Source organism: Methylobacterium sp. D54C (assembly GCF_053345595.1).
Genome location: NZ_JBKFAK010000079.1, coordinates 1 through 1,467 on the forward strand (window position 1 = coordinate 1; position 1,467 = coordinate 1,467).

Genomic DNA, 1,467 nt, shown 5'->3' on the forward strand with positions numbered 1-1,467 from the left:
AGCTCGACTTTGGCCATTCATGCGGCGTGGCAGAGCGCATAGGCCCAGGGCGCTGGCAAACGGAAGCGGGGTTTTGTTCGGGCGCGTCGGCGCCGTGATGTTGCCAAAGTCCGCTCGCGCCAGATCGCACAGCGCACGGCGGCCAGTGCATCGGCGAAGGTCGGGCGCGGTTTGGGGTACCACGCGGCGGCCGCGACGCGTCGCCGTTGGCGAGCCGAGAGGCGTGCGGCCAGCAGTGTGACGATCGAGAACAGGGCGAGCAGGCAGGGCGTGGTGCGGGCGATCGCCGTGTCGGACCACTGCCGCTGCGTCTCGACCCCAAGATGGGCGCGCGCTTCCTGGAAGGTGACCTCGATGGTCCAGCGCCGCACGAACCACCCTACGATCTGCGCGGGCTCGCGCATCGGTTCGGTGCAGAGCAGGGCCTGCGGTGCAAAGCGGCTCTCGGGATCGCGCACCAGCACCCATCGGATCGGCACGACCGGCAGACCGCCGTGCCGCCACACGGCGGTCCCGGAGGCGATCTCAAGGGTGCGCTCGCCCGCCCCGTACCAGCCGGGCACCACGACCGCGTGCCAGCGCGTGTCCTTGGCCGCGAGGATCGCGGCGAGCGTCGGCAGTCGAGCGCCTTTGGTCCGCGGGCGTCCGATCGTGCCCGGTGGCCGTGGCGGGGCCGGCTCGTAGAGAGCAGCATCCAGCCGAAGGCGGGTGATCGCCGTGATGCGGGCGCGGCGCATCGCGTCGAGGAACAGCAAGGCCGAGAAGCCGCTGTCGCCCACCACCACGAGGTCGCGCCTCGGCAGCCAGCGCCGCGCCTGGAGGGCGAGTTGACGCCCGACGTCGAGCAACGGCTTGTGTCGACGGCCGCGTTCGCGACAGGCGCGCTGGGACGGCACCAGCGCGGTCAGAAACGGCAGCGCCCAGACGCGCCCCGCCCAGGGGATCGGGGCGAGCAACATCAGGCTCATCCAGCGCAGCCCGCTCGCCTTGACGAAGTGGCTGTCGGAGGAGCGAACCGGATCACGGTAGATACCCTTGGCCGCGATCCGCTTGCCGCGGCGGCGCTCGATCGTGTCGTCCAGTCCCAGGACCACGGGGCCGCGTTGCGCGAACGTGTCGACGAGGAGACAGAGCAGGATGCGGCTGCCGGAGCGCGGGCACCACGCAGCGCGGTTGAGGATGCGGTGGACGTTCACAAACCGCCGCTCCTGCGCGCGGCCGATGATGCGCAGGACGCTTGTCACCGTGCGCTGCCCCGGCGTGAGGATCGCGCCGACCAGCAGGTTCTGGGCGTGTCGCCACGAGCGGTGGACGAACAGCGGTGCGAACGCCAGGATGATCCCGGCGAAGCGGGTGGGCAGGGGCAACATGGCGGTGTCTCTTGGCGGGGACGCCGACAGCCTATCCGTCACGCCCGCTTCGTCACCTCCGCCCACTCGATGCGCCGCAAATGGCCAAAGTCGAGCT

The 1,467-nt window shown here is 70.8% G+C and carries 1 protein-coding gene; it reads right to left on the reverse strand.

The genetic code is table 11. From position 1 onward, the window contains the following. Window positions 1–17: 17 nt before the first annotated feature. Window positions 18–1,370 carry an IS701 family transposase gene (locus tag ACLBYB_RS32545; protein ID WP_447701346.1) on the reverse strand — a complete coding sequence of 451 codons (1,353 nt, stop codon included), beginning with the start codon at window positions 1,368–1,370 and terminating at the stop codon, window positions 18–20. Window positions 1,371–1,467 lie beyond the last annotated feature (97 nt).